This window comes from Cellulomonas sp. ACRRI, from assembly GCF_022346185.1.
Classification (GTDB): Bacteria; Actinomycetota; Actinomycetes; order Actinomycetales; family Cellulomonadaceae; genus Cellulomonas.
In genome coordinates this window covers 20,908-31,294 of the sequence record NZ_JAKRMS010000037.1, presented here as the reverse complement: position 1 = coordinate 31,294, position 10,387 = coordinate 20,908, and the positions used below count along the sequence as shown (strand labels likewise).

14 protein-coding genes are annotated in these 10,387 nt (G+C 76.4%); 1 reads left to right on the top strand and 13 read right to left on the bottom strand.

Annotated elements, in window-relative coordinates; all coding sequences use genetic code 11:
* Nucleotides 1–149: 149 nt before the first annotated feature.
* From MHY85_RS09180 to MHY85_RS09125, 12 genes are all read right to left on the bottom strand, one after another.
* A complete protein-coding gene (locus MHY85_RS09180) occupies nucleotides 150–1,679 on the bottom strand; it encodes a YifB family Mg chelatase-like AAA ATPase (protein ID WP_239195745.1) in 1,530 nt (509 codons plus the stop codon).
* Nucleotides 1,679–2,041: a YraN family protein gene (locus tag MHY85_RS09175; protein WP_239195743.1), complete on the bottom strand. Its 363-nt coding sequence runs from the start codon at nucleotides 2,039–2,041 to the stop codon at nucleotides 1,679–1,681. The genes MHY85_RS09180 and MHY85_RS09175 overlap by 1 nt, the downstream gene beginning before the upstream one ends.
* A 145-nt stretch (nucleotides 2,042–2,186) precedes the next feature.
* On the bottom strand, nucleotides 2,187–2,510 hold the full coding sequence (locus tag MHY85_RS09170) for a DUF2469 domain-containing protein (RefSeq protein WP_147793871.1): 324 nt from the start codon (nucleotides 2,508–2,510) through the stop codon (nucleotides 2,187–2,189).
* Between the two features lie 90 nt (nucleotides 2,511–2,600).
* Nucleotides 2,601–3,392: a ribonuclease HII gene (locus tag MHY85_RS09165; protein WP_239195742.1), complete on the bottom strand. Its 792-nt coding sequence runs from the start codon at nucleotides 3,390–3,392 to the stop codon at nucleotides 2,601–2,603.
* Nucleotides 3,389–4,120 (bottom strand): signal peptidase I, encoded by a 732-nt coding sequence (gene lepB, locus MHY85_RS09160; protein WP_239195741.1) that lies wholly within the window; start codon nucleotides 4,118–4,120, stop codon nucleotides 3,389–3,391. Before lepB ends, MHY85_RS09165 begins: the two co-directional genes overlap by 4 nt.
* Before the next feature lie 131 nt (nucleotides 4,121–4,251).
* Entirely contained in the window at nucleotides 4,252–4,620 is a 369-nt protein-coding gene (gene rplS, locus MHY85_RS09155) for a 50S ribosomal protein L19 (RefSeq protein WP_158373097.1), read from the bottom strand.
* A 194-nt stretch (nucleotides 4,621–4,814) separates the two neighbouring features.
* Nucleotides 4,815–5,648, bottom strand: coding sequence for a tRNA (guanosine(37)-N1)-methyltransferase TrmD (trmD, locus tag MHY85_RS09150; RefSeq protein ID WP_239195740.1), 834 nt, complete (start codon nucleotides 5,646–5,648; stop codon nucleotides 4,815–4,817).
* Between the two features lies 1 nt (nucleotide 5,649).
* On the bottom strand, nucleotides 5,650–6,243 hold the full coding sequence (gene rimM / locus MHY85_RS09145; RefSeq protein WP_239195739.1) for a ribosome maturation factor RimM: 594 nt from the start codon (nucleotides 6,241–6,243) through the stop codon (nucleotides 5,650–5,652).
* Nucleotides 6,244–6,379: 136 nt separating this feature from the next.
* The gene (locus tag MHY85_RS09140) at nucleotides 6,380–6,619 is read right to left on the bottom strand and encodes an RNA-binding protein (RefSeq protein ID WP_154729712.1); all 240 of its coding nucleotides are present in this window, start codon (nucleotides 6,617–6,619) and stop codon (nucleotides 6,380–6,382) included.
* Nucleotides 6,619–7,050 carry a 30S ribosomal protein S16 gene (gene rpsP / locus MHY85_RS09135; RefSeq protein ID WP_154729711.1) on the bottom strand — a complete coding sequence of 144 codons (432 nt, stop codon included), beginning with the start codon at nucleotides 7,048–7,050 and terminating at the stop codon, nucleotides 6,619–6,621. Before rpsP ends, MHY85_RS09140 begins: the two co-directional genes overlap by 1 nt.
* A 193-nt stretch (nucleotides 7,051–7,243) precedes the next feature.
* Entirely contained in the window at nucleotides 7,244–7,516 is a 273-nt protein-coding gene (locus MHY85_RS09130; protein ID WP_239195738.1) for a hypothetical protein, read from the bottom strand.
* The gene (locus tag MHY85_RS09125) at nucleotides 7,513–7,977 is read right to left on the bottom strand and encodes a hypothetical protein (protein WP_239195737.1); all 465 of its coding nucleotides are present in this window, start codon (nucleotides 7,975–7,977) and stop codon (nucleotides 7,513–7,515) included. Before MHY85_RS09125 ends, MHY85_RS09130 begins: the two co-directional genes overlap by 4 nt.
* 382 nt (nucleotides 7,978–8,359) lie before the next feature.
* Between MHY85_RS09125 and MHY85_RS09120 the strand changes: the two genes are divergently transcribed.
* Nucleotides 8,360–9,193 (top strand): alpha/beta fold hydrolase, encoded by an 834-nt coding sequence (locus tag MHY85_RS09120; protein WP_239195736.1) that lies wholly within the window; start codon nucleotides 8,360–8,362, stop codon nucleotides 9,191–9,193.
* An 86-nt stretch (nucleotides 9,194–9,279) separates the two neighbouring features.
* On the opposite strand, the gene MHY85_RS09115 is transcribed toward MHY85_RS09120, so the two are convergent.
* A complete protein-coding gene (locus MHY85_RS09115; RefSeq protein ID WP_239195734.1) occupies nucleotides 9,280–10,368 on the bottom strand; it encodes an amidohydrolase family protein in 1,089 nt (362 codons plus the stop codon).
* Nucleotides 10,369–10,387 lie beyond the last annotated feature (19 nt).

Genomic DNA, 10,387 nt, shown 5'->3' with positions numbered 1-10,387 from the left:
GCTCTCGGCCGCCCACGCCGCACCGCCCCGCGAGGCACCCGGCCGTGCCCCACCGCCGGACCCACCCGGCGCACCGGACCCGCCGGACCCACCGGACCCACCGGGCACCCCGGCACCAGCCCCCACGCTCGACGCGTCCTCGATCCCGCTCACGACGCCTGCCCCCGGGTCCGCAGCGCGACGGCCCGCCCCACGTCGTCCGGCACGGGGCCGCCCCGTCCCGCGAGGTCGGCGACGGTCCAGGCCAGCCGCAGCACCCGGTCGGCGCCGCGGAGGGTCAGCGTCCCCCGGTCGACCCCCTCGTCCACCAGGGTGAGCAGCTGCCGGTCGGCGCCGAGCCGGTCGCGGAGCACCCGACCCGGCACCTCGCCGTTGACCCGCCACGGCGTGCCCGCCCACCGCTCCGCCTGCGCGGCGCGCGCGGCGGCGACCCGCGCGGCGACGACGGCGGTGCTCTCGGCGGGGTCGCCGAGCTCGGCACGGCGGACGGCCGGCACCTCGACCTGGACGTCGACCCGGTCGAGCAGCGGCCCGGAGATCTTGCCGAAGTACCTCCGCCGCGCGAGCGACCCGCAGGTGCACGCGAGCCCGGTGCCGATGGCCCGCCCGCACGGGCACGGGTTGGCCGCGAGGACGAGGAGGAACCGCGCGGGGTACCGGGCGGCACCGGCGGACCGGTGCACCACGACCTCGCCGTGCTCGAGCGGCTGGCGCAGGGTCTGCAGCACCGCGGTGGGGAACTCCGGCGCCTCGTCGAGGAACAGGACTCCCCGGTGCGCCCGGGAGGCGGCACCGGGCCGCGGCTGCCCCGAGCCGCCCCCGACGATGCTGGCGGGCGTGGCGGTGTGGTGGGGGTCCTCGTAGGGCGGCCGGCGCAGCAGCCCGCCGGCGGGGTCGAAGGTGCCGGCGACGGAGTGCACGGCGGTGACCTCGACGGCCTCGGCCTCGTCCAGGTCGGGCAGCAGCCCGGGCAGCCGGGACGCCAGCATCGTCTTGCCCGCGCCGGGCGGACCGACGAGCAGCAGGTGGTGCCCTCCGGCGGCGGCGACCTCGACGGCCCCGCGCGCCTCGGCCTGCCCGAGGACGTCGGCGAGGTCGCCGGGCGGGGTGCGGTGGGCGCCGACGGCGCGCACCGGCGGGACGGCGGGCTCGTCGGGGACGACGACGGACCCGCCGTAGCGGTGCACCACCTGCGCGAGGCTGCGGCAGCCGACGACCCGGGCGCCGGGCACGAGGGCGGCCTCGGGCGCGTCGGCCTCCGGGACGACCACGTCCGGGTGACCCGCCGCCACGGCGGCGGCGACGGCGGGCAGGACGCCGCGCACGGGCCGCAGGCGGCCGTCGAGCCCCAGCTCCCCCAGGTGGACCACCCCTGCGGCCCGCCGGCCCTCCAGGAGCTCCGCCGCGGCCAGCACCGCGACGGCGACGGCGAGGTCGAACCCCGGCCCCGACTTCGGCAGCGCGGCGGGCGAGAGGTTGACGGTGATCCGCCGGTTGGGCCAGGTGAGGCCGGTCGAGCCGACGGCGGCGCGCACCCGGTCGCGCGCCTCGGCGAGCGAGGCGTCGGGCAGCCCGACGAGCACGAAGGCGGGCAGGGCGGACGCGAGGTGCGCCTCGACCTCGACGAGGTGCCCCGACAGCCCGACGAGCCCCACCGCACGCGTCCGCCCGAGCGCCATCAGCCGATCTCCGCGAGGTGCTCGGCGTGCGGGGGCCGCCCCGCGCGCAGCTCGATCGCCACGAGGTCGAGGCGGACCGACCGGGCGTGGACGTCGTGCGCGGCGAGCCAGGCGGCCAGCAGCGCCCGGAGCCGCCGCACCTTGCGCGGCGTCACCGCCTCGTGCGGGGTGCCGTAGGTCGTGGTGCGGCGGGTCTTGACCTCGACGCCGACGACGGCGTCCTCGCCGGGGTCGTACACCACGAGATCGAGCTCGCCGCCCGGGCCGTACCAGTTCCGGTCGAGGACGGTGCAGCCCTCGTTCTCCAGGAGCCGCGCCGCCAGGTCCTCACCCAGCCGGCCGGTCTCGTTCCGCGTGCGCATCGGCACCACCTCCGGCACCGAGGCTGCCGGGGCGCGCCGCGGCCGCGCGCCCCGGCCGGGGCGCACCTGGGGACCGCGCACGCCGCCCGGCCTGTGGAGGACTCAGCGCCCTCGCGTGGGGCGGCGCCCGCCGCCCCACGGCTTCCTACCGCCCGAAGCCGCCGCCCGAGCCCAGGTCCAGGTCGGCCTTGACCAGCTCCTCGACGTTGACGTCCTTGAACGTCACGACGCGCACGGACTTCACGAACCGCGCGGACCGGTACACGTCCCACACCCACGCGTCGGCGAGCGTCAGCTCGAAGTAGACCTCGCCCGCGGCGGAGCGGACCTGCAGGTCCACGTGGTTCGCCAGGTAGAACCGGCGCTCGGTCTCGACGACGTACGAGAACAGGCCCACGGCGTCGCGGTACTCGCGGTAGAGCGCGAGCTCCATCTCGGTCTCGTAGTTCTCCAGGTCCTCGGCGCTCACCCAGCCATCATCCCCCATCCCGGCGCGACACCCGCACCGGCGCACGCCGGAGCGCGCGGAACCGGGACGGGCCGGGCCGCCGTCGCGCGGTCAGCCCGCGACGTCGAGCGTCAACGGCTCGCCGGGCAGCGCGGCGTCCGCGAGCGGCGCGGGGCCGACCGGGCCGGCGGCGACCGCGCCCCCGGCGGCGTCCACCCCCGGCAGCCGCCACGACGTCCGGTGGTGCGGCGTCGGGCCGAGCCGGCGCAGGGCGGCCAGGTGCTCGGGTGCCGAGTAGCCCTTGTTCTCCGCCCAGCCGTACTCCGGGTGGTCGTCGTGCAGCCGGGTCATGATGGCGTCGCGCTCGGTCTTGGCGAGGATGCTCGCGGCCGCGACGGCGGCGCACCGCAGGTCCGCCTTGACGATCGTCCGCACGGGCGGCACGACGTCGAGCACGGGCGGCGGCCCGAGCAGCGTGTCCTGCGCGGGGGTGGTGACGTAGTCGTGGTTGCCGTCGAGCAGCAGCGCGCCCGGCGCGACCTCGAGCCCGGCGATCGCCCGGTGCGCGGCGAGCCGGAGCGCGGCGATGATGCCGTAGGCGTCGATCTCGGCGGGCTCGGCGTGCCCGACGGACCAGCACGCGGCCCAGCGCCGGATCAGCGGGGCGAGGCGCTCGCGCTCGGGTGCGCTGAGCAGCTTGCTGTCCCGGACGCCCTGCGGCACGGCCCGGCTCTCGGCGGTCACGACGACGACGCCGACGGTGACCGGCCCGCTCAGGCTGCCGCGCCCGACCTCGTCGGCGCAGGCGAGTGCCGGGACGCCGTCCCGGATGATCTGGCGCTCGACCCGGAGCGTCGGCGCGGCCCGGTTCCACGCGGCGCGCGCGCGGCCGGCGGCGGTCACGACGGGTCGGGGACGTCCGCGAACACGTCCCCGGGGTTGCGCAGCAGGCCGATCCGGTCGACGGGCCAGAGCGTGACGAACGCGGTGCCGACGACGTCGTCGATCGGCACGGAGCCGCCGCCGGGGTCGCCGAGGTGGTAGCGCGAGTCCGCGGACTGCTGCCGGTTGTCGCCCATGACCCAGACGGAGCCGGACGGCACGACGACGTCGAACGCGAGGTGGCTCGGGCTGGCGCCCGGCGCCAGGTACTCGGACTCGTCCACGGGGACGCCGTTGACGGTGACCGGTGAGCCGTCGCCGGTGGCGGCCACCCGGTCGCCGGGCAGCCCGATGACGCGCTTGATGAGGTGGTCCTCGGACTGCTGCGGCATGAGGCCGATCGCGATGAGCGCGTCCTGGAAGGCGTTGGTCTCCGGGACGACCTGCTGGTCGAGCCAGCCGCCGGGGTCGGAGAACACGACGATGTCGCCGCGGTGGATGTCGAGCGGGCCCGGGGCGAGCTTGCTGACGAGCACCCGGTCGCCCTCGATCAGGGTGTCGTGCATCGACGCGCTCGGGATGAAGAAGGCCTGCGCGAGGAAGGTCTTGACCAGCCAGGACAGCACGATGGCGCTGACGAGGATGATCGCCGTCTCCCGCAGGAACGAGGTGACCGGCCCGCGCCGTCGCCCCGCGACCCCGCCGGCGTGCGCCTCGTGGCTGGCGGGTGCTGCGTCCTGGTCCGTCACCGGATCACTCTCCCACGTCGTCCGAGCGCTCGCCCACACCCACGCGCCCGTGGGCACAGGACCTGCGCGAGACGGCCGACGGGCGGCCACCCCGGCGTGGGGCGGCCGCCCGTCGGGCGTGCTGCGGTGTCTCAGGCCTGCTTGGCCGGGACCGCGTCGCGCTTCTCCTTGATCTTGGCCTTCTTGCCGCGGAGGTTGCGCAGGTAGTACAGCTTCGCGCGACGGACGTCACCGCGGGTGGCGACCTCGATGGACTCCAGCGTCGGGGAGTGCACCGGGAAGGTGCGCTCGACGCCGACGCCGAACGAGACCTTGCGGACGGTGAAGGTCTCGCGGATGCCGTCGCCCTGGCGGGCGATCACGACGCCCTGGAAGACCTGGACGCGGGAGCGGTTGCCCTCCACGACCTTGACGTTCACCTTCAGCGTGTCGCCGGGGCGGAAGTCCGGGACGTCGGTGCGGAGCGAAGCCGCGTCGATCGAGTCGAGGATGTGGGACATCGTGTGTCGCTTTCCCGCCGTGCCACAGGTCACGCGCGTCGTCGTCGGCGCCGGGGGCGCCGGATGGCATGAGGTGCGGTGCGCGGCCGATCGCTCGGCGGGCCGTGGTCGCCTCCCCTGTGGCAGAGACGGGGCGTCGGGCACCGACCGTCAAGTGTGCCACAGCCGAGGCCCCGCGGTCGAAACCGGGGCGACTACTCCCCCGCGCCGGCCGTGTCCGCGCCGGCCGTGTCCGCGCCGGCCGTGTCCGCGCCCGCCGGTGCGGGCCCGTCCGCGCCGACGACCCAGCCCAGGTCGGCCAGCACCGCGCGGTCGGCCTTGTCGAGGTCGGCGGGCGCCAGGCGCGCGAGGAGGTCCGGCCGGCGCTCGGCGGTGCGCGCCAGCGCCTGGTCGCGGCGCCAGCGCTCGACGCGCCCGTGGTGCCCGGACAGCAGCACCTCCGGGACCTCGAGGTCCCGCCAGGCCGGCGGCTTGGTGTAGACGGGGTACTCCAGGAGGCCGGCGGCGCCGTGCGACTCCTCGACCAGCGAGTGCGGGTTGCCGACGACGCCGGGCAGCAGCCGGACGACCGCCTCGACCAGCACCATCGCCGCGACCTCGCCGCCGTTGAGCACGTAGTCGCCGATGGAGTACTCGCTCACGCGGACGCCCGGCCGGGTGGCGTAGTGCGCGGCGACGCGCGCGTCGATGCCCTCGTACCGCCCGCAGGCGACGACGAGGTGGGCGTCGGCGGCCCACTGCTCGGCGTGCCGCTGGGTGAGCGGGGCGCCGGACGGGGTCGGCAGCAGCAGGTGGCTGCCCTCGACCACCAGGTCGTCCAGGGCCGCGCCCCAGACGTCCGGCTTCATCACCATGCCGGCGCCGCCGCCGAAGGGGGTGTCGTCGACGGTGCGGTGCCGGTCCGTCGTCCAGTCGCGCAGGTCGTGCACCCGCAGGTCGACGAGGCCGCTGCTGCGGGCCTTGCCCACGAGAGACAGGCCGAGCGGGCTCAGGTAGTCCGGGAAGATCGAGACGATGTCGATGCGCACGTCAGTCGTCGTCCCCGGCGGTGGTCGCCCCGTCGACCGGCTCGCCCCGTGTCTCGTCGCTCACCACGAGGTTCGCCGCGTCGGACGCGAGCAGGCCGCCCGGTGGGTCCAGCACGACGCGGCCGCCGGGGACGTCGACGACCGGCACGATCGCCCGGACGAACGGCACGAGCGTCCGGGCGCCGTCCGGCTCCCGCAGCACCAGGGCGTCCTGGGCCGGCAGGTGCTCCAGCCCCACGACCTCGCCCAGCACCCGGCCGTCGACGTGCTCGGCTCGCAGGCCCGCGAGCTCGTGCGGGTACCAGGCGTCCTCGTCGTCGTCCGCACCGGCGTCCGCGTCGTCGACGTCCACCAGCAGCTCGACCCCGCGCAGCGCCTCGGCGGCGGTCCGGTCGGGCGCCTCGGCGAACGTCACGTACCAGCGCCCCTGCTGCTCGCGGGTGCGCACCACGGTCAGCGGGCCGCGCTCGGCGGGCTCGGTGGGCAGCACGGTGCCGGCCGCGAACCGGGCGGCGGGGTCGTCGGTGCGCACGTCGAGCGCGACCTCGCCGCGCAGGCCGTGCGCGCGGCCGATCCGGGCGACCGTCAGCTGCATGGGGTTCCTCTCGAGGGGTCCGGCTCCGGGCCGGACCAGGGTACGGGTGCGGGTACGACACAGGCCCGGCCCCTGCTCGGGACCGGGCCTGTGCCGGTGTCTCACCGGGCGGCGCGGGGCCGACCGGGTGCGCGGCTCACCGCCGGGCGACGTCCACGACGTCCACGCGGACCGGACCCTCGGCCGACAGCGCGCCGACGACGGTGCGCAGCGCGCGGGCGGTCCGGCCGCCGCGGCCGATGACCCGCCCGAGGTCGTCCGGGTGCACCCGGACCTCGAGCAGGTCGCCGCGGCGGAGCGTGCGGGCGTCGACCCGCACGTCGTCCGGGTGGTCGACGATGCCCCGGACCAGGTGCTCCAGCGCGTCGGCGAGCATCAGGCCTGCTCGTCCTCGGCCGGCGCCTCGTCGGCGGCCGGGGCCTCGGGGGCGGCGGCCTTCTTCTCGGACGCCTTGGCCTTGGCCTTCTCGGCGTCCGCGGCGACGGCGTCGACAGCGGCCTTCACGTCGGCCGGGGCGGCCTTGGTGCGCAGGGTGCCCTCGGCGCCCGGCAGGCCCTTGAACTTCTGCCAGTCGCCGGTGACCTTGAGGAGGGCGAGGACCTGCTCGGTCGGCTGGGCGCCGACGGACAGCCAGTACTGCGCGCGCTCCGAGGAGATGTCGATGAGCGACGGCTCCTCGGTCGGGTGGTACTTGCCGATCTCCTCGATGACGCGACCGTCACGCTTGGTGCGGGAGTCCGCGACGACGACGCGGTAGTACGGCGCCCGGATCTTGCCGAGACGCTTGAGGCGGATCTTGGTGGCCACGGTGTGGTCTTCTCCTGGATGTCTGCGAGGCGGCCGTCGCGGTTCGCACGTGGGGCATGCGGTCCGGTCGGGCCTGAGGACACGGCATCGAGCGGGTAGAGGGGCCGCGCGCGCCGAGTACAGCAGGCCATTGTGCCAGACCGGAACCGGTGCGGGCGACCCCCGCCCGCACCGGTCCCGTGTCGCCCTCGGGTCACTCCTGCTCGGTCCGGTCGACCCCGTGGCGCGACGCCGTGCGGCTCGTCTCCCGCAGGCCGTAAGCGCCGGCGACGAGGGTCGCGCCGGCGACGAACCCGGCCGTGAGGAGCGGTGACACCAGGGACGCGGCGATCCGGGGGACGTGGACGCCGTTCGCCCAGATCAGCTCGCTGACGATCACCTGCGCCGCGGCGGAACCCAGGAGGACGACCAGCCCGGTCCGGAGCATGCGGAGCCAGGGCGAGGTCGGCCGCCGGACGAGAATCACGACGACCAGTCCACGGTGACCCCCGACGGCGGCGACATCGACTTCACCCGCACCGAGGGGTTCGAGAGGATGTTGCCCCACGGCACACCGAAGTTGTAGTGCGACGAACCGCACACCCCGAGCCCGTACCACGTCCGGACCCCTTGGGAGTTGAATCCACGACCCTGCGCACAGGCCTTCGCCGAAACGGTCATCGGCACCCACCAGGAATAGACGCGCACATATCCGGGCGACCCGAAGACCGCCACGCCGCACGTGCTCTCGGCGCCCCACGAGCCGAGGCCGGAACCGGTGGCCCTGCCACCGCAGTCCGCGCGCGCCTCGGCGATCCGCGCGACCACCTTCGGACCCTGCCCTTCGACTGGCGTCCCGTCCGGGTAGACGATCGGCGAGCCCGGCACGAAGCCGTCGTCGATGACGACCTGCGACTGCTGGACCACCTCCGGCAGCTGCTCGATCACCGCGAGCGGTACGTCGGGGTTCGCCACGGACACCGGGAGCTCGCGCCACCCGGGCGACCGCTCGTCGCCCACGACGGCGGACGCGGCGGCGCCGGGCGCGATGCCCATCGCGGCGACCAGAGAGGCAGCGACGATCACGAGATGACGGGACCTTCTCACGACTCCTCCTCGAACCGATCCGAGGCCCCCCCGAGCCGCCGTCGCCCCGTCGGCTCACAATGGAATTTATGCGTCGCGGGCGGTCCGGTCAACGCCGTTGTGTCCACATTCGCAAAAGGCACCTTTCCGGCACGTACCCGCCCCCGCCCGGACGGCGTGCCGGCGCAGGGTCACCCGCGCCGGGTGCGTCGCCCGCCCCCCGCACCCTGCCACGATCGACGGCATGGCCGGGGTCCACTGGGAGCTGCGCGCGGTGGACGTCGCCGGGCGCCCGCTCACGGTGCGCGTCGGCCCGGGCGTCGCCGGGGCGACGCCCCTGGTGCACGTGCACGGCTTCGCGGTGTCCGGCCGGTACCTGCTCCCGACCGCCGCGGCCCTCGCCGACCGCGGGACGACCTACGTCCCCGACCTCCCGGGCCACGGCGCCAGCCCGGGCCCGCGTCCGCCGCTGTCGATCCCGCACCTCGCGGACGCTCTGCTCGGCACCCTCGACGCGCTGGACCTGGACCGCGTGGTGCTGGTCGGCAACTCGATGGGCGGCCCGGTCAGCCTGGAGGCCGCGCACCAGGCGCCGGACCGGGTCGCGGGGATCGTGCTGGCCTCCCCCGCCGGCGGCGCGCACAACCAGCCGCTGGCCCGCGCGGTGGTCCAGCTGCTCCGGGACGCCGTGCGGGAGGACCCGCGGATGGGCCGGTACTCGCTGCCGGACTACGCCCACTACGGCGCTCTGCCGGCGCTGGCCGCGTTCCGGGAGATGGTGCACTTCCCGGCCCTGGAGCGGCTGCTGCGCACGCCGGTGCCGACCCTCGCGGTGATCGGGTCGCGCGATCCGCTCATGCCGCCGCCCTACCGGGTCCGCGAGCTGGCGCACCTCGGACCGGGGCACCTGACGGTGGCCGTGATCCTCGGCGCGGCGCACGCGATGAACTACAGCCACCCGGAGGAGCTGGCGCACGCGGTCCGCTGCTGGCTCGACGGGCGCCCGATCACGGACGACCTGGACGCGCACGCCCGGACGCGCGTGCTCCAGGTGGCGCAGGGCGCCGCGCCCGCCTGAGCCGCGACGGCGGGGCCGCGCACGCCAGCCGCGCGACCCCGCACGCCGGCCGGGCCCGCGCACCCGCGCCCGCCCCGCCGGACGCCCTACGCCACCCGCGCCCCGCGCAGCACCACGGCCCTCGGCGCCGCGAGCACCCGGACGTCCGCCCGCGGGTCCGCGCCGTACACCACGAGGTCCGCGCTCTCCCCCTCGGCGAGCCCCGGCACCCCGAGCCACGCCCGGGTCCGCCACGACGCCGCCGCGACCACCTCGCGCGCGGGCAGGCCCGCCGCGACCAGCTCGGCCGCCTCGTCCGCGATCCGCCCGTGCCCGATCGTGCCCCCGGCGTCGGTCCCGACCAGGATCGGCACCCCGGCGTCGTGCAGGTCGCGGACGTGCGCGTACCGGCGCGCGTGCATGCGGCGCATCCGGGCCGCGTACACCGGGTACTTCTCGGCGCGCCCCGCGATCTCCCCGAACTGCGCCACCTGCAGCAGCGTCGCCGTCACCGGGATGCCGGCCGCCGCGATCCGGGCGATGTGCCGGTCCTCCGCGCCCGTGGCGTGCTCCAGGCAGTCGACGCCCGCGTCCAGCAGTCCGTCCAGCGCCTCGGCGGAGAAGGTGTGCGCCGTGACCCTCGCGCCCGCCTCGTGCGCGGTCCGCACCGCGGACGCGAGCACGTCGTCCGGCCACAGCGGCCGGAGGTCGCCGTCGGCCCCGAGGTCCCGGTCGATCCAGTCCGCGACGATCTTGACCCAGCCGTCGCCGCGCGCGGCCTCCTCGGCCACGGCGCCCGGCAGCTCGTCGGCGGACGCGAGCTCCCGCCCGTAGTGCCGCAGGTACCGCTTCGGCAGCGCGAGGTGCCGCCCCGCGCGGATCAGCCGCGGCAGGTCCTTGCGCTGGTGCACCCACCCGGTGTCGGCGGGCGAGCCCGCATCCCGGACCAGCAGCACCCCGGCGTCCCGGTCGGCCCGGGCCTGCGCCTCGGACGCCGCCCGGTCGACGGCCCCCTCGGCGGCCAGGCCGATGTGGCAGTGCACGTCGACCAGCCCGGGCACGACCCAGCCGTCGACCCGGGTGGCGTCGCCGCCGGGCCGGTCGAAGGTCAGCCGCCCGCCCACGACCCAGGCCTCGGCGACGACCCGGTCGTCGTCCAGGACGACCGGGCCGGTCAGGTGCAGCACGTCCCCCATCCACGCCCCCTCGCGCGAC

Excerpts from the sequence above, each read along its gene's own strand:
- MHY85_RS09180 (WP_239195745.1), bottom strand. The coding sequence starts at position 1,679 with ATGGCGCTCGGGCGGACGCGTGCGGTGGGGCTCGTCGGGCTGTCGGGG.
- MHY85_RS09175 (WP_239195743.1), bottom strand. The coding sequence starts at position 2,041 with ATGCGCACGCGGAACGAGACCGGCCGGCTGGGTGAGGACCTGGCGGCG.
- rplS (WP_158373097.1), bottom strand. The coding sequence starts at position 4,620 with ATGTCCCACATCCTCGACTCGATCGACGCGGCTTCGCTCCGCACCGAC.
- rimM (WP_239195739.1), bottom strand. The coding sequence starts at position 6,243 with ATGCAGCTGACGGTCGCCCGGATCGGCCGCGCGCACGGCCTGCGCGGC.
- MHY85_RS09140 (WP_154729712.1), bottom strand. The coding sequence starts at position 6,619 with ATGCTCGCCGACGCGCTGGAGCACCTGGTCCGGGGCATCGTCGACCAC.
- MHY85_RS09120 (WP_239195736.1), top strand. The coding sequence starts at position 8,360 with ATGGCCGGGGTCCACTGGGAGCTGCGCGCGGTGGACGTCGCCGGGCGC.
- MHY85_RS09115 (WP_239195734.1), bottom strand. The coding sequence starts at position 10,368 with ATGGGGGACGTGCTGCACCTGACCGGCCCGGTCGTCCTGGACGACGAC.